Genomic DNA, 26122 nt, shown 5'->3' with positions numbered 1-26122 from the left:
TGTCTTTACTTAAATGATGCCCATTTCTTTCCCTACTTTTTCATACTTACGAATTGCCTCATCCAACATTTCTTTCGTATGAGCTGCTGTTGGCATATTACGAACGCGTCCTGTTCCTTTAGGTACAGTTGGGAACACGATAGATTTTGCATATACGCCCTCTTCATTTAGACGTTTACTAAATTCTTGTGTTAATACTTCGTCACCAATAATACAAGGTGTAATTGGCGTTTCACTTTCCCCGATGTTAAAGCCAAGTTCTTTTAACCCTTGTTTTAAATAGCGACCATTTTCCCATAAACGATCATGCAACTCTGTGCTTTCCATTAAGATTTCAATGGATCTCATGCAAGCTGCTGCATCAGCTGGTGTTAATGCTGTAGAGAATAAGAATGGACGTGAACGAACTTTTAACCAGTCAATTAAGTTTTGTTTTCCTGCTACATATCCACCAATTACCCCAATTGCTTTTGACAATGTACCAATTTGGAAATCAACTTTATCAGATAGACCGAAGTGCTTTACAGTTCCTGCACCTTTTCCAAGTACACCTGAACCGTGTGCATCATCTACGTATGTCATTAAATCTAATTCTTCCGCAATCTCAACAATTTCTGGTAGTTTTGCAACATCTCCATCCATTGAGAAGACACCGTCTGTAATGACCATTAATTTATTGTAAAGACCTGATTCTTTCGCCGCGATTGCTTTTTGGCGTAAATCTTCCATATCAGAATGTTTATAAACGATAATTTTTGCTTTTGATAGACGACTACCATCGATAATGGAAGCATGGTTTAATTCGTCTGAAAGAATCGCATCGTTTTTATCCATAACAGCTGAAATCGCTGCCATATTACAGTTAAATCCTGATTGATAAGCAATCGCTGCTTCTGTATGTTTAAACTTTGCAATTGTTTCTTCTAATTTAATATGCAAATCTAAAGTACCGTTAATTGTACGAACAGCTCCTGCTCCAACCCCGTACTTATGAATTGCACCAATTGCTGCTTCTTGCAAACGGCTATCTGTTGCTAATCCAAGATAGTTGTTTGAAGATAAGTTAATATATTCTTTTCCACCAATTGTAATGATTGGTCCATTTGAACTTTCAAGCGGATCAATTACGTTATAAAGCCCCTTTGATTTTAAATCCTCTAAATTTTCTTCTAAAAATTTTGCAAGTGTTTTACTAGACATCGTGAAGCCTCCCATCGTTCATGTAAGCGAATTATTGTCTTAATAGTTCTAATAATCCCTCTACTAGCTTAACACGTTTTCAGAATTTATTATAGAAAAATAGTTTAAAGTAACCGCTTACAATTCTAGATTATATACGATTCATTACAAGAAATCTATCATTTACTTTTCATATTTGGTAGAATAAAAAAAATATGTAAGGGGGCTTCAATCATGGCATTTACTGAATCTGATGTATATAATAACGAAGCATTTTTTGAACAATATATGAAGCGAAGATATCGAGAAAATAGCCCAAATGAGTCACTTGAAAAACCAGCCTTCTTTCAACTCATTAGTGATGTTAAAGGAAAGCGAATTCTCGATTTAGGCTGCGGTGATGCTAAGTTCGGTGAGGAGTTATTAGAAAAAGGCTGCCACTCTTACACTGGTATTGAAGGCTCCGAACTTATGTATGAAAAAGCTAAAAAACAACTAGAAAACAAAAATGGCGCCGTTCATTTTTTAAACCTCAAAGACTACACATACCCTCCTTCTACTTTTGATTTAGTAACATCTAGACTCGCCTTACATTATATCGAACATCTTCCTATCATTTTTCAAAATGTGTACGAAACTTTAAAGACAAATGGAACCTTTACTTTTAGCGTTCAACACCCTATTATTACCTCTTCATTTGAAAGCTTGCAAACGAGCGGAAAAAGAACGAGTTGGCTCGTCGATGATTACTTTAAACTAGGCAAACGGGTTGAACCTTGGATTGATCAAGAAGTTATTAAATATCATCGTACAACGGAAGAATATTTTACACTATTACAACAAGCTGGATTTACAATTACGAATTTAAAAGAAGCTACACCAGATCAAACTTATTTTCAAAACGCGGAAGAATATGAACGTCGTTTACGTATCCCCCTCTTCCTCTTATTCTCTTGCCGAAAATAAAAAAGACGATGACCCTCTCATCGTCTTTTTCATTATCTCATTGCCTGAGCAACCTCTTTACGTACACGTCTTCCTTTTCCATGTGGGATACAAAGTGGCGTCCCAAATAATGGATCTGTACTGATTTGACATTCCATTCGGAATACATCACGTACTAGCTTCTCATCTACTACTTCTTCTGGCTTACCTTGTGCATATATTTGTTTATCTTGAATGGCTACAATATTGTCTGCATAACGGCAGGCTAAATTTAAATCGTGTAGTACCATAACAATTGTTCTTTGTTCTTTTTCATTTAATTCGAATAATAAATCTAGCACTTCAATTTGGTGAGTCATATCTAAATAGGTAGTAGGCTCATCCAATAAAATAATATCTGTATCTTGTGCAAGCGTCATTGCAATCCAAGCACGTTGTCGTTGTCCACCTGAAAGAGCATGCACATCACGCTCAGCAAATTCTGTCATCCCTGTTGCTGCAAGTGCCTTCTGTACCATTTCTTCGTCTTTTTCTGACCACTGTTTCAGCCATGTTTGATATGGATAACGCCCTTGTTTTACAAGTTGCAATACTGTAAGACCTTCTGGCGCTTGCGGTCCTTGCGGTAAAATTGCCATTTGACGGGCAATTTGCTTCGTTTGCATACTTTGAATCGCTTGATTATCTAACAAAATGTCACCAGTTGTTGGTTTTAACAATCTAGCTAGTGAACGTAATAAAGTTGATTTCCCGCAACCGTTAGAACCAATGAAGATTGTAATTTCGCCTTTTGGAATTTCTAAATTCAACTCATCAATAATAATTGTTTCACCATAAGACAACGTCAAACGTTTCGTCTCCAATGCTTTTTGCATATTCATCTCCCTTTATGAATTCCGACTTTTATAAAGTAAATAAATAAAATAAGGTGCACCAATTGCTGATGTAAATACCCCTGCTGGAATTTCAAGTGGGGTGAAAACTGTACGCCCAATTAAATCTGCAGCAAGTACTAAAATTGCACCAACAATCGCCGCAACTGGGAGTAATGCACCATATAAAGAACCAACTAGTCTTCGTGCAATATGAGGTGCCATTAAACCGACAAATCCAATTCCTCCAGCAAAGGCAACTGCTCCACCAATTAAAGCTGTACTAAGTAATAACATGAATACGCGTGACTTCGTTAAAGGAACACCAAGTCCTACCGCAATATCATCCCCTAGCTCTTGCGCATTTAAATGTCTAGCAGCTATAAATGATATTACCGTTAAAATGAGAACCCACGGCGCAAGTACCATGACATTTTGCCATGAAGAACCGTAAACAGTACCCGTAATCCATACATTCGCTTGACTTGCTTGATAAATTGGCGCTAATAACATAAACAAAGTCGTTGCCGCTTTCGTTAATGCCCAAAACCCAACACCAATTAAAACAAGACTAATCGGCGATAACCCGTCATTTCTCCATGCAAATAAATATACAAAAAGCGCTACAATTGTTGCCCCAACAAAGGCTGCTAGCGGCATATAATGAATGCTTACAGTTAGCGCATTATTTTTATCACTAAATATAGCTAAAAACAATACAACTGCAACACTTGCACCACCTGTAATCCCGATAATATCCGGAGAAGCAAGTGGATTTCGGACGAGGCCTTGTAAAATACATCCTGCGATCGCAAGTGCGATCCCTACAAGAATAGCAATTAAAATACGCGGCATACGAAACTTATTTACAACCATATTTGCCATCGCATCGCCATTTCCAGTGATCGCTTGCCATACATCATAAGGAGCAATTTTCATGTCTCCCATACCTGCACTCGCAAAAAATAATCCTATTAAAACAACTAGTAAACTGAATAAGACGAGACAAGCTCGTTTATACATTAAAAACGAGAGCCCGCCTTTTCCTATACGAAACGGAATATACTTCTTCATTTGCTAAGCCCTCTCTTACGTGCAATATAAATAAAGAACGGCGCACCAATAAATGCTGTCATAACTCCTACTGGTACTTCTTGTGGCATAATGACATATCTTGCTGCGATATCAGCTAAGATTAATAGTATTGCACCTAACAAGCCGCTATACGGCACTCTCCATCTATGATCTACTCCAACAAGAAATCTGGAAAAGTGCGGGGTAATGATTCCAATAAATCCAATTGGACCAGCAACGGCAACTGAACCACCAGACAACAGGACAATAATAAGTAACACGAATGATTTCATTAAAATCGTTCGTTGCCCAAGTCCCTTTGCAACGTCTTCCCCCATCATCAATGTATTTACTTTCCCTGCCATCATAATAGATGCAATCCAGCCTATTAATAAATACGGGAATACAGATTGTAAAATTTCTAACTTTCTTCCTTGCACAGATCCGGCAAGCCAAAATAATACTTCTTCAAGCGCCTTTTCATTTAAAACAAGTAATCCTTGTGTTAATGATGAAAATAACGCACTAATTGCGACCCCCGCTAATGTTAACTTAAGAGGTGTTGTCCCCTCTTTTCCTAAAGAACTAGAAGCAAATACAAGTACAGCTGCAACTGCTGCCCCTAAAAAGGAAATCCACGTGAAAGCTGATAGTGATGTCACGGAAAAAATAACAATTGCTACAACGATGAAGAAAGCAGCACCTGAATTTAATCCAATAAAATCTGGAGAAGCAAGTGGATTCTTCGTTAAAGTTTGCATAAGACAACCTGCAATGGCTAAACTAGCACCAACACTTGCTGCAATTAGTGCCCTTGGTAGACGCACATTTTGAATAATAATATGTTCATTGGAACCATTAAAATGAAAAAAAGCATCTAACGCTAATTTCCAGCTCGTATTTGTATATCCGAAAATAATACTTCCCCAAATACAAGTAATGACTGCAATGATCCCAACAAATAATCCAATCCATTTTGCTCGATTTGTTTTTAATAACATGCAGCGTTTCCCCTTCAATGTATAATGATACGTTGTAAGTGTATTTCAACTTAATTCTCATTGTCAACGGAAATGAGAATTATTTTCATTGACAACGAGGCCATGAAGTATTATTATCATGCTTGCTATTGAAAAAAATTCTCACTATGTAGGGGGTACATAATGAATTTCATGCGAAAGAAATCGTTTACAGTATTTGTATTTTTACTAGCCTTTTCACTACTTTTAAGTGCTTGTGGAAAATCAAATACGAAAGAAGATACAAAAGAAGATACAAAAAAAGAAATGATTACAGTTGAACATGCAATGGGGAAAACAGAAGTTCCTGCTAATCCAAAACGTGTAGTTATTTTAACAAACGAAGGAACTGAAGCTTTACTTGAGCTAGGTGTGAAACCATTTGGGGCTGTAAAATCTTGGACTGGTGATCCATGGTATCCACATATTAAAGATAAAATGAAAGATGTAAAAGTTGTTGGTGATGAAGGACAAGTGAACGTAGAAACAATCGCTTCTTTACAACCAGACTTAATTATCGGTAACAAAATGCGTCACGAAAAAGTGTACGAGCAACTAAAAGCAATTGCACCTACTGTGTTCTCTGAAACATTACGTGGTGAATGGAAAGATAACTTCAAGTTTTATGCGAAAGCATTAAATAAAGAAAAAGAAGGCCAAAAGGTTTTAGCTGATTACGAGAAAAGTATGAAAGATTTAAAAGCCAAACTAGGTGATAAAGTAAATCAAGAAATCTCTATGGTTCGCTTCATGCCTGGTGATGTTCGTATTTATCATGGTGATACATTCTCTGGTGTTATTTTAAAAGAACTTGGATTTAAACGTCCTGGTGATCAAAATAAAGATGACTTCGCAGAGCGTAACGTATCTAAAGAACGTATTTCTGCAATGGATGGCGATGTATTATTCTACTTCACATTCGATAAAGGAAACGAGAAAAAAGGCTCTGAATTAGAAAAAGAATATATCAATGATCCGCTATTTAAAAACTTAAATGCAGTAAAAAATGGTAAAGCATACAAAGTTGATGATGTGATTTGGAATACAGCTGGTGGTGTAATGGCTGCTAACCTACTATTAGATGATATCGAAAAACGCTTTGTTAAATAATCTTTCCTTAGCCAGCTCTGCTTCTATGGAGCTGGTTATTTTTCAATTCACTTAAATGTCACATTATTTCATTTTGTATTTTTATTCCCAATATGTTATATTATAAAAGTAAATAGAATGTATTTTCTTTATATCAGAATAAATATTTTAATCTAAATTTTCTGATTAATCACTATTTTATTTTCTTTTAGAATTCAATTATTACATTTGAAAACGCTTATCATCTCGTTTTCAGGGCAAAATACAGTAACGGTTGAAGTAAAATAGAACTTTTTTAGAAATTTTCTTTCTATTTCCATATAATTCTATTGACTTCTAAATATTTTGTAAATTAAAATGATTACATAAATATCCGTTATACAGGATTAGGGGGAAACAAAAATGGATGCAGCTTTAAAATTAGACAAAGCTGGAGAGCAACAATCACCAAAAAAACATCCACCAGGGTTATACTTGTTGTTCTTTACAGAAGCATGGGAAAGATTCAGTTATTACGGAATGCGTGGCTTATTAGTTCTTTATTTAACAACGAGCTTAGTAAGCGGCGGTTTAGGATTTGATAAAGCAGTTGCAGTTCAAATTTACGGTATTTTCACAATGTTAGTATACTTCACACCGATTATCGGTGGTTGGTTAACTGACCATTTCATTACGAAGCGCCATGCTATTACTATTGGTGGTATCATCATGGCAATTGGTAACTTTGTACTATTCTCAATGAACACAAAAACTGGACTATTTTTAGGATTAGGATTATTAGTTATTGGTAACGGATTCTTCAAACCAAATATTTCGACTTTATTAGGTCAATTATATAGCGAAAACGATTCTCGTCGTGATAGTGCCTTCACTATCTTCTACATGGGAATTAACTTAGGTGCTCTTATCGCTCCATTCATTTGCGGTTACTTCGCAGACTATAGATACGGTTTCTTAACAGCTTGTATCGGTATGATTATTGGACAGCTTGCCTTTAATTTCTTAGCACCTCGTTACTTAGGGTCTATCGGAACAACTGTTGTAGGGAAAAAATCTAAAGAAAAAAATGCAAAAGCAATCGAGAAAAAACCTTTAACAACACAAGAGAAAAAACGTACTGCTGCAATTTTAATTTTAACTTGTTTCGTAGTATTCTTCTGGGCAGGATTTGAGCAAGCAGGTAGTTCTTTAACACTTTACACAGATAAGTTTGTGGATCGTACAATTGGTGGATTTACAATTCCAACACCTTGGTTCCAATCTGTAAACCCACTATTCATTATCTTACTAGCATTACCTGTTTCTGCATTATGGATTAAACTTTCGAAAACAAAAAATGGTGATTTAAAAATCCCAACAAAAATGGCATTTGGTATGATTTTACTAGGGATTGGATATTTAGTTCTAACTTTAGCTGTATTAAAAACTGGTAGCGACGAAGGTAACATTACAATGAAAGCAAACTTACTATTCATCGTATTCACTTACATGTTCCATACAATTGGTGAATTATTCTTATCACCAATCGGATTATCTATGGTAAGTGCAATCGCTCCTGTTAAATTAGCATCATTATTAATGGGTGTATGGTTAGCTGGTACTGGCTTCGCAAACTTATTAGCAGGACAATTAGCTGCTTTCACTCAATCTTTAGGATATTTAGAAGTATTCGCAAGTATCGGTATTATCGTAATCGTACTCGGATTAGTACTTCTTATGTTCTCTAAGAAAATTGCACATATGATGGAATAAGAAATAAAAAGACGCTTCTAAACATTTAGAAGCGTCTTTTCTATTACTTCTCCTCTAAAGCCGTCACGTTCACGTGGACGCTTTCTCCAGGATTAGATACATCATACACTTGAGCAACCCCACTCTGCTCGTCACAGCTCTCAATCCATACTGGTACACCTTCATATGTAACGTCGATTCTACTTGAAGAAGATAAAATTTGTTTCACACGTTTTACATCCATTCTACTATCCCTCCTTTTACTTATTACACTCCTTTCTATCTTTTCTTTTCCTTTTAGAATATATTCCATATAGCAACATTTTAATGGTTATCCTTTTTTCCTTACATATTAACATTCTTTCTCATATCACCTTCTAACAAATAAAAAAAGACGTAGATCCCATACGTCTTTTTCCATAATATTCAAATTTTAAGAAAATAATGTTTTTACTACTTCACTTACTTTATCATTATGAATTTGATAATACACTTCCAGTCCTCGTCGTTCAAAGCGTACTACTTTATTTTGTTTTAATTTCGTTAAATGTTGCGAAACTGTTGATTGCGGAATTTCTAACACTTCCTGTAATTGTGTTACGTTACATGTTCCACGTTGCATTAGTTCCATTACTAGGCGTAGACGCAACGGATGCGCTAACGCTCTTAACATTTGTACATCTTCTTCTGAAATACGACATTCGAATTGATTTTGGCTCATAAAGTTCCCCTCATTTTCGTTTTTATTTTCTTTTTATTTATTTATATATCTGTTCTTATATTTCCTGTTACGACATAACTTTATCAACCTATAAAGCTGAAAAATTTTTCCACCTTAACCAGCAAAGGACTCAGGAAAAATTCCTTGCTGATTTTGAATATTATACTATACGATATAACGAAAAAGCAAAATAACGGGCTGCAAATACTTTGCTTGCAAACGTTGTTTTATCAGGATTTTTGTTATATTTTTACCTCATTGCAATGTGCAGTAATGATATTGTAAAATACCGTCTATAATTGATAACCTATCGTAACGTATTTGGGTTATATTTAACCTCTTTGTTACGCTAAAAGGAATTTTCAGTAAAAAGAGCTGCCGTAACATTAAATATTAACTTATTACTTTTTAATTCATATTCACTAGCTTGAACTATGATGGAATACTTCCTATTAAATACATTTCCTGTCCCACTCCTAACTTGATCAAATAGGGCAAGCGGTACATTCTGCAGCTCTATATTTAATACAAAGACGGTCTCTATTATAGAGCTGTAGGATCAATAATGTATAAACAACTATAAGAAAAGAATATGTAAATCATTTATCTCACCCACTCAAATAGATTTGAGTGGGCTTTTTGTCTACTTTATGAACAAAGCATTTCTTTTAACACTATTATGGAATAATTATACTTTTTTACGTTGACAATAGTGTTGAAGGAGAATATACTAAGCATGTAAGTTGATTGTGAATAGTTTCACAAATAATGTGAATTTCTTCACATAAAATAGATAGGAGTTGTCATTATTATGAGTACTTGGACACAAATTTATGACCCATTAAACAATATTTGGTTATCTGCTCTAATCGCAGCACTTCCAATTTTTTGCTTCATCATTTGTTTAATGGGACTGAAAATGAAAAGTTATATCGCTGGGCTTTACAGTGTGATTGTCGCTATTATTCTTGCTATATTCGTTTATAAAATGCCAGCAACAGTAGCTGTAGCATCTGCCGGATTCGGTATTTTATCCGGATTTTACCCAATTTGTACTATCGTTATCGCAGCAATTTTCCTTTACAAATTAACTGTTAAAACAGAGCAATTCAACATCATTCGTGATAGTATTTCAAGCATTACAAATGATCAACGTTTACAAGTATTATTAATCGCTTATTCTTTCGGTGCTTTCTTAGAAGGCGCAGCTGGTCTAGGGGTTCCAGTTGCTATTACAGCTGCACTACTTGTAGGTATGGGCTTTAATCCATTAAAAGCAGCAGGTATTTGTTTAGTAGCAAACATCGCTGGTGGTGCTATGGGTGCTATGGGTATCCCAGTTACAGTACCAGCACAATTAACTGAATTAGATGCATTAACTATCGGTCGTCAAACTGTTCTTATTCTACCATTCATTAGTATTGTATTACCTTTCTTACTTGTTTCAATGGTCGATGGAATTAAAGGTATTAAAGAGACTTGGCAAGGTATTCTTGTAAGTGGTATTTCTTTCGCAATTACTCAGTTCGTTGTAACTTACTTCTTAGGTGCAGAACTTACTAATATTTTCGCAGCCGTTGTAAGTATGATCTCTCTTGCATTATTCTTACGTGTTTGGCAGCCAAAATCTTCTGCTAAAGAAGAAAAACAAGAAGAAAAAGAATCTCATACATTCAATCAAATTTTATATGCTTGGTCTCCATTCGTATTCTTAACTGCATTTGTAACAATCTTTAATTTAAAACCAATTAAAGCTTTATTTGCTCCGGATGGCGCACTAGCAAACCTAGTATTTAACATTCAATTCCCTGGTCTTCATAACGCTGTTATGAAAACTACACCAATTACAAAAGCTGATACACCTTTCGCAGCGGTTTTCAAATTTGATGTATTCTCATCTACAACTACTGCAATCGTATTAGCAATTATCGTTTCACTTATCGTGTACCGCGTAAAAGGTAAAATGGTTAAAGAATTAATGGTTGAAACAATAAAAGAACTAAAAGCTCCAGTGTATACAATCTGTAGTGTTATCGCTTTAGCTTACGTGGAAAACTACTCTGGTATGTCATCTACACTTGGACTTGCATTCTCTTCTACTGGTAATGCATTCCCAATTCTTTCTCCAATCTTAGGATGGATTGGCGTATTCATTACAGGTTCAGTAGTATCAAGTGGTTCATTATTCGCACCGCTTCAAGCAGTAACTGCAGATCAATTAAACATCGTTCCTTCTACTCTTGTTGCATTAAACGTAGTAGGTGGTACAATGGCAAAAATGGTTTCACCACAATCTGTAGCAGTTGCTTGTGCAGCAGTTGGACTAGTTGGTAAAGAATCTGCCCTATTTAAAACAGCAATGAAATACAGTTTAATCTTCTTAGCTATCATTAGCTTACTTCAATTAAACGCTGTATTTAATATCTTTTAAAAATTAAAATAAGTGATAATAAAGAAGGAAAAAGTCCCGTTACAAATCGGGACTTTTCCTTTTTTCAATTTCTTAATAAATCATTTTAATGGTTAAATTTAGGAGGGAAGGAAGATTGAACAAAAAATTGATTATATTAATCTCAATTCTAATTCCTATCGTTTTAGTTACTGTATACATTTTATTTACTAAAGAACAAGCGAAAAAAAGTATTTATAACTATATATCCAAACAAGGAATTACAGAAAAGCAATTAAAATACGTCGATTTTAAAAAAGATTATAAGCGCGGCGGATACAACTTGTTTACGTACGTAAATGATGAAAAAGAAAACATTCACTATGTATATCATTATCAAGATGGGAAAGTAACTTTCTCCGCTTACCTTAATGACCCAGATTATATTAAAGAGAAAGCTTGGGGTGGAAATAGGTTAACTGCTGAAGAATTAAGCATGCTAAAACATCCTCCATTAAAGTAGTTCTTTAATCCATTCAAAAACGTCTTTTTATAAGAAGTTTTGTATTGTTATATTGCTGTTCGTCTTATATAACTCCCCCCTCTCAACATAAAGTAAATTTGAATAGTGATATAAAAACACCTCCTGAATTTGCATACTACGTATGTAAATTCAATGGAGGTGTTTTTTCACATTACATCTTCTTATTCTTTAGTAAAGAAGCACCAGCAATTTCGGGATGCGTCATTTCGAATGGATCTAAAATAATATCCAATTCTTCTTCTGTCAGTACACCATGTTCTAAACATAACTCCCGAACAGATTTTCCTGTTTCAATTGCTTCACGTGCAATACGTGACGCTGCTTCATAACCAATATGAGGGTTAACTGCTGTAATAATTCCAACACTTTTCTCAACATATTGCTTCAGCAGTTCTTCATTTGCTGTAATTCCTTTAATACAATATTCACGGAATACACGGAATCCGTTATTCATAATACTGATAGATTGAATTAAATTAAATACAAGCACAGGCTCCATTACGTTGAGCTCCAGTTGTCCTGCTTCTGACGCTAAGCAAATTGTATGATCATTACCAATTACTTGGAAAGCGACTTGATTAATTACTTCTGCCATAACAGGATTTACTTTACCTGGCATAATAGATGAACCTGGTTGACGCGCTGGTAATTGAATTTCCGCCAATCCAACACGTGGACCAGATGCCATAATACGAAGGTCGTTCGCAATTTTAGACATATTCATCATACATACTTTTAATGCTGCAGATACTTCTGTGTATGCATCTGTATTTTGTGTTGCATCAACTAAATGCTCTGCACCAACAAGTGGGAATCCGCTAAATGTTCGTAAGTGTTTAACCACTTGTTCAATATAGGTAGGGTTTGCATTTAATCCCGTACCAACAGCTGTCGCCCCCATATTCACTTCATATAAATGTTGGCGAGATTGTTTAATTCTTTTTATATCACGCGCAAGCACTCTGCTATACGCTTCAAATTCTTGTCCAAGACGAATCGGAACAGCATCTTGTAAATGCGTACGTCCCATTTTAATGACGTGATCGAACTCTTTTGCTTTTGCAAGGAAAGCAGCATGAAGTTCTTCCATTGTAATAAGAAGTTCTTCTAACATCATAAGAGTTGCAATATGAATTCCCGTTGGAAACGCATCATTCGTTGACTGAGCCATGTTTACATGCGTATTTGGGCTAATTTTTGCATACTCGCCTTTTTCATATCCCATACGTTCTAACGCTCGATTAGCGATTACTTCATTTGTATTCATATTAATAGAAGTTCCAGCACCGCCCTGAATTGGATCTACAATAAATTGATCATGAAATTTCCCATCAACAATTTCTTGTGCTGCCTCTGCAATTTCGTGTCCAATGTCTTTCGCTAAGTAACCAGTATCCATATTTGCAAGTGCCGCCGCTTTTTTCACAATTGCCATTGCCGTAATGAGTGATGGATGAATGCGATACCCTGTAATCGGGAAATTTTCTACCGCACGTAATGTTTGTACACCATAATAAGCTCTACTTGGTACTTCCTTTTCACCTAAAAAATCTTTTTCTATACGTATATCCTTCGTTGCTATCATTTTCATCACCTATACTTTTCATTCTAAATCCCTATTTAAAAAATTCGCCCTCTAAAAATACGAGTATCATTCAGAAGAATTTTTCAGTGTCCACCTTCACTATATAGCACCTTTTTTGAAAGCGCAAACATTTAATTTTCTATATATATCTTTTATAGAAAATCATTCTTCTCCCTTCTTTATTTCCACTCGTTTAATTTGATGCATATCTTTTTCTAGAACTTTAAAAGAAAAGCCGTGTTTTTCAATAATATCTCCTTCAGCAACGACTTGCTTTTGTACCATAATCCAGCCACCAATTGTATCTACATCATCAGCGATTAAGTGGATGCCAAATAAATCATTTACTTCACTAATAAGCACTTTCCCCTCTACAATTTTACACCCTTCACTTATATGCTCTATAGGCGGGTGTTCATCTTCATCGTATTCATCTCGAATTTCTCCAACAATTTCTTCTAAAATATCTTCTAATGTAACAATCCCAGCTGTACCACCATATTCATCATACAACACAGCTAATGGAATGTGTTTTCTTTGCATTTGTAATAGTAAATCATGAATTGGAATATTTTCTAACACTTCAATGACCGGCCTTGTATATGGCATAATCGAGCACTCCTCGTCCCGATTACCATCCATATAACGAATAAATAAATCCTTTACATTAACCATTCCAATGATTTCATCTTTATCTTCACCAAATACAGGATACCTTGTATATTTTTCTTGTGCGATTATTTTAATATGTGTTTCAAATGGTTCGTCCTCATATAAACCTACAACTTCCGTACGAGGCACCATAATTTCCTTTGCTACTCTATTATCAAATTCAAAAATATTATTTACATATTTAAATTCCCTTTGATTAATCTCCCCGCTCTCATAACTCTCAGATAAGATTAATCGTAATTCTTCTTCCGAATGAGCAACTTCATGCTCAGAAGCTGGATGTAACCCAAATAGTCCTGTTACAAGCCTTGCAGAACCATTTAAAGCCCAAATAAACGGATACATTACTCTGTAAAAGTAAATAAGTGGCTTCGATAATAATAAGCTAACTTGCTCTGCTCTTTGTATGGCGAACGTCTTAGGAGCAAGTTCACCAATAACAACATGTAAAAACGTAATAACTGCAAAAGCAATAATAAATGAAACGGTACTTGCAATTGCAGAAGATAGGTGTAGTTTTAAAAACAACGGCTCAAGTAAATGTTTTATAGTCGGCTCGCCTAACCACCCAAGCCCTAAAGCGGTAATTGTAATACCTAACTGACATGCTGATAAATATTCATCTAAATTTGAAGTTACTTTTTTTGCTGCCAATGCTCCTCGTCGTTTCTCACTAACGAGTTGGTCAATACGACTGCTACGCACCTTAATAATTGCAAACTCAACAGCTACAAAAAAACCTGTTAATGCAATAAGAATGACTACCATCAGTAATTTTAAAATATCCACATATATCCTTTAGCTTTCTTAGCTAAAGTGACACCTCCTTTAAAAAAGAAGTTTCACTTTAGTTTCTTCATTTACTCAAAAGCAACCCTATATAAAATTCACCAATTTCAAACCTCATACAATTCTAAAGGTAGACCATCCGGATCTTGGAAAAAAACAAATTTTTTTCCGGTTATTTCATCAATACGTATCGACTCAGTCTCAATACCACATTCGTTTAAATGGTTTACAGCCTCTTCTATATTTGTAACAGCAAATGCTAAATGTCTAAGTCCAGACGCTTCTGGAAAACTTGGGCGCTCAGGCGGACTTGGGAATGAAAATAATTCAATTTGATACTCTCCCCCTACACATAAATCTAACTTATAAGAATCTCGTTCCTTTCTATATACCTCATTTACCTCTTTAAAACCTAATATCCTCTTATAAAAATCTTTTGACACATCATAATTTGAACAAATAATTGCAACGTGGTGTATTCTACATATATTCATACTCTCTCTATTCCTTTCTTTACCAAAGATGCATATTCTCCCTTGAAATGAAAAACATATATAGCAGAATATCTCTATTAGGGGGCTTACTATGAAATTTATTACTTTTTTCGTAGGACTTATCGTTGTTTTCTTCCTTGCTTATATTGCTAGTAACAATAAGAAACATATTAAATTGAAACCTATTTTCATCATGCTTATTATACAGTTAATTTTAACCTATTTATTATTAAATACAGAATTTGGCCTCATACTTATTCGGGTCATTTCTAGTCTGTTTACAAAGCTACTCGAGTATGCTGCTGATGGTATAAACTTCGTATTTGGCGGCCTTGCCAATAAAGGTGAAATGCCATTTTTCCTTACTGTCTTATTACCAATTGTCTTCATTTCCGTCTTAATTGGTATATTGCAACATTTCAAAATACTACCATTTTTCATTCGTTGGATTGGTTACTTCCTTAGCAAAATAAATGGTCTTGGGAAATTAGAGTCTTACAATGCTATCGCATCTGCCATTGTCGGCCAATCAGAAGTTTTTATTACGGTCAAAAAACAATTAGCTCAAATTCCAAAACACCGTCTTTATACACTTTGTGCATCTGCCATGTCAACTGTATCTATGTCTATCGTAGGTGCCTATATGACTATGATCGAACCTAAATATGTAGTAACCGCACTCGTTCTCAATTTATTTAGCGGCTTTATTATCGTACTTATCATTAACCCTTACGACGTGAGGGATGACGAAGATATTTTAGAAATAAAAGGCGAAAAGCAAAGCTTTTTTGAAATGCTTGGAGAGTACATTCTAGATGGCTTTCGAGTAGCTATCGTTGTCGGTGCTATGCTTATCGGATTCGTCGCATTAATTAGCTGCATTAATGATCTATTCCTCATTATATTCGGCATTACTTTCCAGCAATTAATCGGCTACGTCTTTGCACCAATTGCGTTTCTTATCGGTGTACCAAGTACTGAAATTGTCACAGCTGGTAGCATTATGGCAACGAAGCTTGTAACGAATGAATTTGTAGCCATGATGGATCTTAGTAAAATTTCTAATAGCCTTTCTCCTCGTACAGTTGGTATTATTTCTGTCTTCCTCGTCTCTTTTGCCAACTTTTCTTCTATCGGCATTATTTCAGGTGCGGTAAAAGGATTAAACGAAGAACAAGGAAACGTCGTTGCCAGATTTGGCCTTAAATTACTATACGGAGCAACTCTCGTTAGCATTTTATCTGCAATTATCGTAAGCATTATGTTGTAATTAGGTAAAATTTTATCATTTTCTTCTCCCTATCTTTTGTATACAATAACGAATAGATGTCTTTATAAATAATCAAGACATCTATTTTTTATACATGTACAATCGCTTTTATTTAGCGTACAATATTTTTTATGTGTTTGAATGCGCTTCTAGATGTATATACTTTGATAGTTTTAAAGGAGAAAAAATGATGAAATCCGATATGAACAAAGATACTCGAGCCAAAAAAGGACGCTCAAAGAAAAAACGCCTACTTTGGTTCCTGCTTATTCCATTACTGGTTGTAGCACTTGGAGCCGGAGGCTATTCCTTCCATATATACAGTAAAGCAAAGTCTGTGTTAAGTAATGCCTATTCTGAACTGGGCCGTGGGGATAAATCCAGCAAACGTGAAAAAGCCGTTAAACCTATGACTGATAACATTTCTGTACTCATTATGGGGGTTGATGAAAGTGAAATCAGGGACAAAAATTACGGAAAAGCAACTCGTACAGATGCACTATTACTTGCCACAATTAATAAAAACGATAAATCTGTTAAGCTTGTCAGTATTCCACGTGATTCACGTGTATACATTAAATCACGTGATAAATACGATAAAATTACACATGCGCACGTATTCGGTGGTGTAGATAGCACGATTGATACGGTAGAGAACTTTTTAGATGTTCCAGTTGACTACTATGTAAAATTCAACTTTAAATCCTTTATCAAAATTGTTGATTCCCTTGGTGGGATTACTGTAGATGTTCCAGTGGAGTTCACAGAACAAAATAGTAAAGATGAAGCAGATGCAGTTCACCTTAAAAAGGGACGTCAACATTTAAATGGAGAGGAAGCACTGGCACTAGCAAGAACTCGTCATATCGATAGTGATTATATGCGCGGTCAACGACAACAGCTTGTTTTAGAAGCTATCGCTCAAAAAGCACTATCACTTAATTCCATTAATAAGATCGGTGGTCTATTAGACGCTGTCGATAAAGACTTAAAAACAAATTTAACTTTTGATGATATGATGACAATTGCAAAAAATTCAATGGATTCCAATTTAAAAATGGACAAAATGCAAGTAGAAGGTACTGATAAATATATAGGTGGTATTTATTATTACGTTCCAAACGAAAAAAGCGTCAATACGATTTCGACAACACTACAAGAACATCTCGGTGTTACGAATAAAAATGAACATAAAAAATTATAATAAAAAGGCTGCTAGAACTTTCTAGACAGCCTTTTTATTATAATTTTCAACATATTTTTCGTACACATTGTGACAAAAAGAGACAATTATTACAACAGTGTAACATTTTTTATAAAAATATTACACACATAGTGAAAATAATAGTATACTAGTACGTACATAATGTTATTTTCATCATTTTTATACAAAAAATGTAATACATATATTTATACAAAAATTTCTGGGGGGAAATAAATGAAGCTAAGTAAAATACTGATCGGTTCTGCAATTGCTGGAGGCATATTACTTTGTGTTGGCGGTGTTGGCGGATATCAATATGTATCCAAACTAAATAATCAATTAGATACTACTGCATTACCCAATACTACATTTGAAGGTATTTCTCTCGATGGAAAAAATAAAAAAGATATTCAAGCTATTATTAATCAAAAAATCACTGAATTAGATCAAAAATCACTTACGTACATATTCCAAAACGATAAACAAACTTACACATGGAAAGATTTAGGGATAAATTATAAAGAAAAAGATATTATCGACAAAATCTTTAAAGAACAAGAAGGCAACGCAATAAATCGTTACAAAATGCGGAAACAAGCTGAGAACGGTGAATTAAAACGTGACTATAAATTAACACCTCAATTAAATACAACTGCTTATAAAAGCTTTATGAAGGATAAATATAATGAAACATTAAAAAATCCCGTTAATGCTGAATTGAGTATTGAAGGCACTACAGTAAATATTAGCCAGAGCCAAAATGGAGAAAAAATCGATAAAGAAAAGTTAACTGATTTAACGCAGCAAGCCATTACTTCTGGCACATCTGACGTTACATTACCCGTTACACTATTAAAGCCTGAACGTTCTACAGAAGATATACAGAAAATGGGGATTAAAGAAGTAATTGCTGAATATTCAACTCCAATGGCTGGCCGTAATGGGAATCAATCCTTTAACGTAAATAAGTCAGCTAATACTTTAAGTGGAGTGATTGTCGCACCTGATGAAACATTTAGTTTTAATGGCCGCGTTGGCGTAACGGATGCTGCTCATGGTTATAAATCCGCAGCTGTATATTCACAGGGGAAAGTTATACAAAGTGCAGGCGGAGGCGTTTGCCAAGTGAGTAGTACTTTATATAGCGCAGCTTTAAGAGCAGATTTAGGAATTGTTTCTCGAAGCAACCATTCTATGCCCGTAAATTATTTACCACTTGGGCAAGATGCAGCAGTAGCAGATTATGGTCCAGATTTAAAATTTAAAAACAATACAGGCAATCATATTTATATTCAAGCATTTTCAAATGGAGGTAGTATTACTACACGTATTTTCGGCACAAATACTGGTAAAAATGTTGAAGTTTCTTCTCAAGTAATTAGTAGAACTAATGATAAAATAACAGCAGTTACATATAAAAAAGTTACACAAAACGGTGAAGTAATATCTAATGGGCAAATTTCAAAAAGCGTATATAAAAGCGCTCCAAAACAATAAGACACTATTAAACGAACAAATTCCAAAAAGAAAAGGCGTGAATAAGTCACGCCTTTTTCTTTTGCAATAATACTAAAAAGGTTGTAAGATGGTCTTTCGTTTCTTCTAACGACCACATACGATTTCCTTGCTTCGCAGCTAATACGCACGCCTCTTCCCAAGCATCCTTTTTCTGCATATAGAATAATTCATCGCGTAATTTCAAAACACTTTCTTCGTCCTCTTGCTCTATAAACTCTTCCATCACGCCTACTACTTCATCCTCATGGATACTTAACGTACAATACGCTTTGAAAAAATATTGTAATGTCGTATACATATTTACTCCCCCTTCTTATTTATCAGATGGATAAGAAGTAATGATCTTATATCCTAAATCTCCTGACTTATCTCTCGCTAAAACAGTAACAGTTTTGACTAACTTGTCTTTTACATTCATATTTTTCTTTATTACCGTTTTTCCAACCGGGAATGAATGTGTTGTATTTAATACGAGACGAGCCTCTTTAGAATTTTTTAACCAATCTTGAATTTCCTTATCATGCTGCTTCAAACTATCTTTTACAGCTTTCGTTGCCGTTTCCTTGTCATAGTATGTACTTGCTGCTGATACTTTATCTGTCTTCAAGCGATTCTTCAAATCTTCTTCTGATTTGCCTACATGTCTTTCAATCGTGTGACCATTTTTAGGTGGCCCTTCCATTTCATCTAAAATATTATCACTAATTTTTTCTACTGATGCCGATTGATTCCCTGTTTGTTTCTCTGTTTTTTGTTCTTTTCCTGCACATCCACTTAAGATCAGCATGAGTGCCAATAAACTACTCACGAAAAGACTACTTATTCGTTTCATCATATCACCTCTTTCATGATTATTATCGTAACTTCACTAAAAGTCAATTTCACACCGAAAAAACATATACATTTTTCAAATTCCTCATCTATTTTTCATAAAACCGCTATTTTTGACCTTTTATAAATATACCCCTATGTTTTTATAATTATTTCCCAAGTTTAAACACCTATAAAAACACCAAATAAACCCTTTAAACAAAGGGTTTATTTGGTGTTTTTTAATTTATTAAAATATACCCCTTATTATACATACCCAATACCTATATAAGGTATATGAATGGTGTTTTATCAACGTTTTCTACATTATGTAAATTTGCACTTGCCTATACAATGGAAATATGGTGTAATGCAAAAAAAGATAAAGGATTTTAAACAATGGCTGAAACAATTCAAAACTTCTTAACAGACTATTATTCAATCGCAATTCCACTTAGCATCTTAATCAACATAGTCATTAGTCTTTTAGGCGTTATCCCTAGTATTTTTTTGACCGCTATTAACATACAGCTCTTTGGTGTAACAAATGGAACTATTATTTCGATCGCTGGTGAGGCATTAGGGGCTATTATCTCGTTTTATATTTATCGTATAGGTCTTCAGAAATTCACTCACAGCAAAGTAAATAAGTATCCAAAGGTAGAACGCCTACTTTATGTAGAAGGTAGAGAGGCCTTTCTACTCGTCCTATCGTTCCGCCTCATTCCTTTCATTCCGTCTAGTATCGTGACTTTATTTGCAGCTCTAGGCAAAATGTCATTACTATCCTTCAGTATTGCCAGTACAATAGGTAAAATACCGGCATTGTTAATCGAGGTATATTCTGCATACCATGTCATGAATGGCACAAATGAAGCGAAGTGGATTGTAACAATCGCAGGTTGCATTGGGTTGTATTATTTGTGGAAAAAATGGAGAAAAAAATAAAGAAGGAGCCTATGCTCCTTCTTTATTTTTGAGGTATTTTATTAATAGCTATCCTCTAAAGCCTTAGTTGATACCAACAGCACTAAATGATTGTTTAACTGCTGCTACTTCTGCAGAATTCGCACCATATAAGTCAGCTGCAGCTTGTACTGCACCAGCACGAGCTTGGCTAAATGTAGTAGATTGCGTGAAATATTGTGTGTTTGCACGGTAGTAAATTGCACCTAATTTATCTTTTCCGATACCATTCACAGTTACACCGTAATGTGTACCGCCATTTGCTAATAAATAAGCTTGTTTATTAATAATGCCACTGTTTGTATGAACGCCACCGTTATCACTTGAACCTGTGTAACGCTTAGAATAATGGTCTGGATCACCGTATTTCGTTGGATCACTCATAGAGCGAAGCGCATCTCCAGGTTTGCCAGGCGTGTAAATATCTTCCCCAATCTCCCAATCTGGATTACGGTTATCATAGAATTCTACTAATGTACCAAAGATATCAGAAATTGCTTCATTTAACGCACCTGATTCATTTTGATAAATTAAATTAGAACTATTTTCCGTAACTGCATGTGTTAATTCGTGACCAATAACATCAATACCACCAGATAATGAAGTGAATGTTACACCATCACCATCTCCGTATACCATTTGCGATCCGTTCCAGAATGCATTATTATAATTACTTCCGTAATGAACTGTTGATTTTAACGGTGCTCCTGCATCATTAATAGAATTTCTATTAAATGTAGCTTTATAGTAATCATATGTTTTACCTGCATAGTAATGAGCATCTACTGCCGCTGCATCATACGCTGCATTGAAAACATTATCAGCATCCGCCCATAACGTTCCTGGTAATGTTGAGCGGTTTTTCGCATCATATGTGAAAATTGTTGCTCCGCGTGTATTATCTTGTAAATAGTAAGATGATCCAGATAATGTTGTATTAAGCGACTTCGTATCTCCTAATACCCCTTTACCAGTTCCTACTTTATTTGTTCCTGTTACAGGCTTTACAACTGCTTTTGCATCTTGCTTAGGAGCCTCTTGTTTAACTGGTGACTTATCATCATTTGTCACATGATCAATTGTATTAAACTTATTTAATACTTTACCGCTTTCTGCCTCAATGAAATAGTAGTAGTTTCCTGGACTTGGATCTAAGAAGTTTAAATTCACAACATATGCGTATGTTGTATCTTCACCGTTTTGATATACATATAAGTCCGCTTTTGGTTCTACCTCATATTTAGGTGTAATCCCTAAATCTTTTTGCGCAATTTCAATTGCTTTTGCGCTTTCAATCTTATTTTTATTTTTCAGCTTGTCTTTTTTGTCTAAATCAGCCGCAACTGTTCCAGACAATACTTTTAAAGAGCCATCTTTACTCACATGAGCTACTTGAGTAGAACCCCATACAGGTACTCCTTCGTATACTTGTTGCAAACGTACTACCGTTGAATCAGTTACAGCATCTTTCTTCACTTGTTTCACTTTGAAAGAATCTTGCGCACTCTTTTCCCCTAACTTATAATCACCTTTTGCCGCGTTTAAGTAATCAAACACAACAGATTCTGCTTTCTTACCAGTTGCTTCAGTTAGATCACCAGAAATAAACTCCGGTGACTGTACTGTCTCATTGTACTTCTTCGTAGAGAGTACATTTTTAGAATCTGCAAACGCAGAGCCTGTCCCTCCAAACGTAGTAACTGCCATTCCTGTCGCTAACACTAATGCTAAACTTTTCTTTTTCATGAACCTTCCCCCTAATAAATTATTTTTTGAAAAAGAGTAGTTTCATATTAGCATTATGTTTTCACTATTAATATACTAAAAATTCAAATAATTATTTTCTCAAGTATTGTAGAATTTTGGGGAACAAATATTGAAAAAACCCTTTCCGATTGGAAAGGGTTTTTTTATTAAGAATTTATTACTTCTATTACTTCTTTAGCTTGACCGTACATATCTCCAGTCCAAGCATATTGAGGTTCTAACACTACTAATATAGCCACCAATGCTAATGCACCAAAAATCATTTTTTTCATATTCATCTTCCTCCCTTTTCTTCTAATAAATTAATGGTTAGTCTATAGTATCGATTACTTTCTTGGAATTCTAATACTTCCTCATGATATTTTGCTAATTCTAAATATACCTTTTTTAAATCTTTTTTATTTTCCTCTTGCTTAAAAAATGTTAAAGCTTCTGTTTCTAAAAACTTTTTATACACCCCCTTCTCTTCAAAATATTTATATTGAAGTATTAAAAGTGTATATAACATACTTTTATACTTCTCATCTCTTTTCGCAACTTCTATCCCTTTATTAATCCACTCTTTTACTTCTTCAAATTCCTTCAATTCAATACATTGCAATGCAATCTCATATACAGCATCAATGTAATCTAAATCTTCTTCCTTCTTGTATTGCAAACATTGTAAGTAATACTCTTTCGCTTTTGCATAATCCTTTAAATGGTAATGTAAATACCCCATGTTATTTAGAGCAATCGCTGTTATGTTATCTTTATCCGCAAAAGAATTAGCCTCTCTTAAAATATTTCTATAAATTCCTAAAGCTTCATTATATTGTTTTTTCTGTATATAACTTAACCCTATCAATAACTGGCAATTAATCACATGACGAAATTTATATTCATTCTTAAAGCCTTCCATAGCTAAATGAGCAAAATGTAAAGCCATATGTTCTATTTCTAATTCATTATAAACGAGAGCTAAATTATAATAGATCCCAGTTTCATAATAGCCTTGTTCTTTCGCCATCACTTCAGTTTGAACTAAATAATCTAGGGCCGTTTTATATTTATGCTGTAAAAAATAATATAGACCTTTACTATACGTATATAACAATTTCTGGAATGGCGAATACTTTTTGTACATCTTTTTTAAGCTCTCTAATTCTTCTTCAACAGCAGGAAAATCTCGTTTCATAATTAAATAACGCGTATAAAGCAGTTTATAATAATTTATAATTTCAAAATCCAAAACATGCTTCATTTCACCTTGTAATTCTTCATATATGCGCTCTACTTGTGGCTTGTCCAAATGAACTAATGCATTTAACCATTCATCCAGCTTCCCCTTCACATCTTCTTCTACATCTCTCAAATCCGTCACGGCAATTTCTAATCTTGCGCAGAGCAATTGTAGAATCTCTTCTGATGCTTCGATCTTTCCATTTTCGATTTTACTTAAGTATGAGACAGAACAAATGTCCTGACATAATTCTTCTTGTGTCATTTTTTGCTGTAGCCGCTTATAAAAGACTTGTTTGCCTATCTTTTCTAATGTTTGTTGCATTGTCCTCCTCCATTCTCATTTACCCCCATTACTTTAATAATACATAAAATCTTGAGAAATATAAATTGATAAATGTTAATTTTCTAAAAAATATGCAATATTTCATTTTTTTCCCACTTGACTATACTTTCATATCCATTCTTTGCTACGAGCCGTGAAAAATTGGTATACTATAACCAAATTATGGAGGTGTTTTCGCGATGACTTATTATAAAGACGATAGCTATGCCTTACATACAGATTTATATCAAATTAATATGGCTTATACATATTGGAAAGATGGTATTCATAACCGCCGCTCGGTGTTTGATTTATACTTTCGAAAACTTCCATTCGAGAATGGTTATGCTGTTTTTGCTGGTCTTGAAAAAATTGTAGAGTACATAGAAAACTTCAGCTTTACCGAAAGCGATATCGCTTATTTAGCAGAATTACAATTTGAAGAAGAATTTCTTCAGTATTTACAAAATATGAAATTCACTGGGACGATTCGAAGTATGCAAGAAGGTGAAGTTGTCTTTAATAACGAGCCTTTATTACGTGTCGATGCACCACTCGGCGAAGCACAAATTATTGAAACCGCCCTGTTAAATATTGTGAATTACCAAACATTAATTGCAACGAAAGCAGCTCGTATGAAGCACGCTGCAAATAACGATGAACTTTTAGAATTCGGCACAAGACGTGCCCACGAGTTCGATGCAGCCCTTTGGGGTACACGTGCTGCCTTTATCGGTGGTTTCTCATCTACGAGTAACGTACGGGCTGGGAAACGCTTCGGAATACCTGTAGCCGGCACACATGCACACTCTTTCGTTCAAGCATACCGTGATGAATATGTTGCGTTTAAGAAATACGCTGAAACTCATAAAAAATGCGTCTTTCTCGTTGATACATATGACACATTAAAATCTGGTGTTCCAAATGCAATTCGCGTGGCGAAAGAGTTCGGGGATCGCATCGATTTTTACGGAATTCGCCTTGATAGTGGTGATATGGCTTATTTATCTAAAAAGGCAAGAAAACTACTAGATGAAGCTGGCTTTACACATACAAAAATTATTGCTTCTAGCGATTTAGATGAATACACAATTATGCACTTAAAATCTCAAGGAGCAAAAATTGATGTATGGGGCGTTGGAACAAAATTGATTACATCCTTTGAGCAACCCGCTTTAGGAGCTGTTTATAAACTCGTTGCGATTGAAGATACTGATGGAAAATTAAATGATACAATTAAAATTTCATCTAATCCTGAAAAAATTACTACTCCAGGACTGAAACGAATTTATCGCATTATCAATCGAGTGAACGATCATGCTGAAGGCGATTATATTGCATTAGATTGTGAAGAACCAGGAAAAGAAGAGCGCCTAAAAATGTTTCATCCTGTTCACACGTATATAAGTAAATTTGTAACCAACTTTGAAGCACGCGAACTGCATAAAGACATTTTCGTTAACGGTGAAAGAACATATGAACTACCAGGCATATTAGATATTCAAAAATATAATGAACAAAGTCTCGCACTATTTTGGGAAGAATATATGCGAACTTTAAATCCTGAAGAATACCCTGTCGATTTAAGTCAAGAATGCTGGGATCATAAAATGAATTACATTCAAACTGTTCGAGAACAAGTTGAAAAAAATATACAAAAATAAAACAGAGAAGCTGCTCCTTCTCTGTTTTTTCAATGCTATATATCTTTGTAAAAAATATATTAAAATAACAAGACAAATATTTTCTATTTGTAAATTTCAATATTACGTTATTTATTTTTAAAATAATATTTGTTATTATTTTATTGAGTCAATTTCAACAGAATAACCTAAAAAAGGAGGACGCAGGTTGCGTCCTCTTTTTTATCCCGCATTAACGGGCAGTAAGACCCCCCACCTCAAAATTCAGCGAAAGCAAGGGCGTTAGATGGGGGAT

Annotated in this window: 24 protein-coding genes; 10 read left to right on the top strand and 14 right to left on the bottom strand. The window is 34.6% G+C overall.

The genetic code is table 11. The annotated features are described in order from the left end of the window. Positions 1-9: 9 nt before the first annotated feature. On the bottom strand, positions 10-1200 hold the full coding sequence (locus MKY00_RS03235) for a glycine C-acetyltransferase (RefSeq protein WP_000095907.1): 1191 nt from the start codon (positions 1198-1200) through the stop codon (positions 10-12). A 213-nt stretch (positions 1201-1413) separates the two neighbouring features. On the opposite strand from MKY00_RS03235, the gene MKY00_RS03230 reads away from it, so the two are divergent. Further along, the gene (locus MKY00_RS03230) at positions 1414-2145 is read left to right on the top strand and encodes a class I SAM-dependent DNA methyltransferase (protein WP_016716441.1); all 732 of its coding nucleotides are present in this window, start codon (positions 1414-1416) and stop codon (positions 2143-2145) included. 32 nt (positions 2146-2177) lie between these two features. Here the strand turns inward: MKY00_RS03230 and MKY00_RS03225 are convergent, their stop codons facing one another. Genes MKY00_RS03225 through MKY00_RS03215 form a run of 3 tightly spaced genes read right to left on the bottom strand, consistent with a single transcriptional unit; the run spans position 2178 to position 5071 of the window. Continuing rightward, entirely contained in the window at positions 2178-2999 is an 822-nt protein-coding gene (locus MKY00_RS03225; protein WP_001167956.1) for an ABC transporter ATP-binding protein, read from the bottom strand. 12 nt (positions 3000-3011) lie between these two features. After that, complete coding sequence (locus MKY00_RS03220) at positions 3012-4070, bottom strand: FecCD family ABC transporter permease (protein WP_016716440.1); 1059 nt, start codon at positions 4068-4070, stop codon at positions 3012-3014. Then, on the bottom strand, positions 4067-5071 hold the full coding sequence (locus tag MKY00_RS03215) for a FecCD family ABC transporter permease (protein WP_016716439.1): 1005 nt from the start codon (positions 5069-5071) through the stop codon (positions 4067-4069). Before MKY00_RS03215 ends, MKY00_RS03220 begins: the two co-directional genes overlap by 4 nt. Before the next feature lie 162 nt (positions 5072-5233). Here MKY00_RS03215 and MKY00_RS03210 point away from each other — a divergent pair, with 162 nt between their 5' ends. Together MKY00_RS03210 and MKY00_RS03205 are read left to right on the top strand one after the other, a co-directional pair. Further along, positions 5234-6199: an ABC transporter substrate-binding protein gene (locus MKY00_RS03210; protein WP_016716438.1), complete on the top strand. Its 966-nt coding sequence runs from the start codon at positions 5234-5236 to the stop codon at positions 6197-6199. A 381-nt stretch (positions 6200-6580) separates the two neighbouring features. Then, the gene (locus MKY00_RS03205) at positions 6581-7930 is read left to right on the top strand and encodes a peptide MFS transporter (protein ID WP_000338308.1); all 1350 of its coding nucleotides are present in this window, start codon (positions 6581-6583) and stop codon (positions 7928-7930) included. A gap of 43 nt (positions 7931-7973) precedes the next feature. Here MKY00_RS03205 and MKY00_RS03200 read toward each other — a convergent pair whose 3' ends face one another. Together MKY00_RS03200 and MKY00_RS03195 are read right to left on the bottom strand one after the other, a co-directional pair. Next, the gene (locus tag MKY00_RS03200; protein WP_000382683.1) at positions 7974-8153 is read right to left on the bottom strand and encodes an acid-soluble spore protein H; all 180 of its coding nucleotides are present in this window, start codon (positions 8151-8153) and stop codon (positions 7974-7976) included. Positions 8154-8342: 189 nt separating this feature from the next. Then, positions 8343-8630 (bottom strand): ArsR/SmtB family transcription factor, encoded by a 288-nt coding sequence (locus MKY00_RS03195; protein ID WP_000081429.1) that lies wholly within the window; start codon positions 8628-8630, stop codon positions 8343-8345. A gap of 811 nt (positions 8631-9441) precedes the next feature. On the opposite strand from MKY00_RS03195, the gene MKY00_RS03190 reads away from it, so the two are divergent. Continuing rightward, positions 9442-11061 carry an L-lactate permease gene (locus tag MKY00_RS03190; RefSeq protein ID WP_016716437.1) on the top strand — a complete coding sequence of 540 codons (1620 nt, stop codon included), beginning with the start codon at positions 9442-9444 and terminating at the stop codon, positions 11059-11061. Positions 11062-11176: 115 nt separating this feature from the next. Beyond that, positions 11177-11542, top strand: a complete 366-nt coding sequence (locus MKY00_RS03185; RefSeq protein ID WP_001035535.1) for a DUF3139 domain-containing protein — start codon at positions 11177-11179, stop codon at positions 11540-11542. Positions 11543-11714: 172 nt separating this feature from the next. On the opposite strand, the gene aspA is transcribed toward MKY00_RS03185, so the two are convergent. From aspA to gloA2, 3 genes are all read right to left on the bottom strand, one after another. Then, on the bottom strand, positions 11715-13148 hold the full coding sequence (aspA, locus tag MKY00_RS03180; protein WP_000562153.1) for an aspartate ammonia-lyase: 1434 nt from the start codon (positions 13146-13148) through the stop codon (positions 11715-11717). Between the two features lie 162 nt (positions 13149-13310). Then, the gene (locus tag MKY00_RS03175) at positions 13311-14609 is read right to left on the bottom strand and encodes a hemolysin family protein (protein ID WP_000353306.1); all 1299 of its coding nucleotides are present in this window, start codon (positions 14607-14609) and stop codon (positions 13311-13313) included. 107 nt (positions 14610-14716) lie between these two features. After that, positions 14717-15103 carry an SMU1112c/YaeR family gloxylase I-like metalloprotein gene (gene gloA2, locus MKY00_RS03170; protein ID WP_014893322.1) on the bottom strand — a complete coding sequence of 129 codons (387 nt, stop codon included), beginning with the start codon at positions 15101-15103 and terminating at the stop codon, positions 14717-14719. A gap of 91 nt (positions 15104-15194) precedes the next feature. Between gloA2 and MKY00_RS03165 the strand changes: the two genes are divergently transcribed. The 3 genes from MKY00_RS03165 (at position 15195) to MKY00_RS03155 (ending at position 19074) form a co-directional block, all read left to right on the top strand. Then, positions 15195-16373: a NupC/NupG family nucleoside CNT transporter gene (locus MKY00_RS03165; RefSeq protein ID WP_000668861.1), complete on the top strand. Its 1179-nt coding sequence runs from the start codon at positions 15195-15197 to the stop codon at positions 16371-16373. A 187-nt stretch (positions 16374-16560) separates the two neighbouring features. Continuing rightward, entirely contained in the window at positions 16561-17577 is a 1017-nt protein-coding gene (locus MKY00_RS03160; RefSeq protein ID WP_014893323.1) for an LCP family protein, read from the top strand. Between the two features lie 234 nt (positions 17578-17811). Next, a complete protein-coding gene (locus tag MKY00_RS03155) occupies positions 17812-19074 on the top strand; it encodes a VanW family protein (protein WP_016716435.1) in 1263 nt (420 codons plus the stop codon). Between the two features lie 46 nt (positions 19075-19120). Here the strand turns inward: MKY00_RS03155 and MKY00_RS03150 are convergent, their stop codons facing one another. Then, positions 19121-19393: a hypothetical protein gene (locus MKY00_RS03150; RefSeq protein ID WP_016716434.1), complete on the bottom strand. Its 273-nt coding sequence runs from the start codon at positions 19391-19393 to the stop codon at positions 19121-19123. A 15-nt stretch (positions 19394-19408) separates the two neighbouring features. Beyond that, positions 19409-19927: an RNase A-like domain-containing lipoprotein gene (locus MKY00_RS03145; protein WP_000822717.1), complete on the bottom strand. Its 519-nt coding sequence runs from the start codon at positions 19925-19927 to the stop codon at positions 19409-19411. A 377-nt stretch (positions 19928-20304) separates the two neighbouring features. Between MKY00_RS03145 and MKY00_RS03140 the strand changes: the two genes are divergently transcribed. Further along, a complete protein-coding gene (locus MKY00_RS03140; protein ID WP_000852208.1) occupies positions 20305-20853 on the top strand; it encodes a TVP38/TMEM64 family protein in 549 nt (182 codons plus the stop codon). A 63-nt stretch (positions 20854-20916) separates the two neighbouring features. Here the strand turns inward: MKY00_RS03140 and MKY00_RS03135 are convergent, their stop codons facing one another. From MKY00_RS03135 to MKY00_RS03125, 3 genes are all read right to left on the bottom strand, one after another. Next, a complete protein-coding gene (locus MKY00_RS03135) occupies positions 20917-22617 on the bottom strand; it encodes a M4 family metallopeptidase (RefSeq protein ID WP_016716433.1) in 1701 nt (566 codons plus the stop codon). Between the two features lie 167 nt (positions 22618-22784). Then, a complete protein-coding gene (locus tag MKY00_RS03130; RefSeq protein ID WP_000738188.1) occupies positions 22785-22910 on the bottom strand; it encodes an NprX family peptide pheromone in 126 nt (41 codons plus the stop codon). A 2-nt stretch (positions 22911-22912) separates the two neighbouring features. Further along, positions 22913-24184 carry a helix-turn-helix transcriptional regulator gene (locus tag MKY00_RS03125; protein WP_341034443.1) on the bottom strand — a complete coding sequence of 424 codons (1272 nt, stop codon included), beginning with the start codon at positions 24182-24184 and terminating at the stop codon, positions 22913-22915. 200 nt (positions 24185-24384) lie between these two features. Between MKY00_RS03125 and MKY00_RS03120 the strand changes: the two genes are divergently transcribed. After that, on the top strand, positions 24385-25848 hold the full coding sequence (locus MKY00_RS03120; RefSeq protein WP_016716431.1) for a nicotinate phosphoribosyltransferase: 1464 nt from the start codon (positions 24385-24387) through the stop codon (positions 25846-25848). Positions 25849-26122: the final 274 nt, after the last annotated feature.

The sequence above is a fragment of the Bacillus sp. FSL R9-9834 genome, from assembly GCF_038006905.1.
GTDB lineage: Bacteria > Bacillota > Bacilli > Bacillales > Bacillaceae_G > Bacillus_A > Bacillus_A pacificus.
Note: the sequence above shows the minus strand (reverse complement) of the source record. Positions and strands in the feature narration are given on the sequence as shown.